We start from the raw sequence: 241 nt of genomic DNA on the forward strand, positions 1-241 counted from the left end.
CCAAGAAACAATATTATCATTCATAGCCTCTATTTTTGATTTCAACTCACTCAAATAATCGTCTTTGAAAGCGATCATATCTGAATTAATAGACTCTAATTTAGCATTAGCATCATTAATATATTCATCTTTCCAAGAGGATATATCACTCTCCATGGAATACATTTTTTCTTTTAATTCATTAATAGAATTTTCAAATTTCAACTCTGTATCAGATTTTACATTTTCTATTTCACTTCTT

General features: G+C 26.6%; 1 protein-coding gene. It reads right to left on the reverse strand.

Features of this window, described 5'->3' with window-relative positions:
* A partial coding sequence (locus tag EZH24_RS13840; protein WP_137999518.1) for a hypothetical protein occupies window positions 1-241 on the reverse strand: 241 nt, incomplete at both ends.

This window comes from Brachyspira catarrhinii, assembly GCF_005518285.1.
In the GTDB taxonomy this organism is placed as follows: Bacteria; Spirochaetota; Brachyspiria; order Brachyspirales; family Brachyspiraceae; genus Brachyspira; species Brachyspira catarrhinii.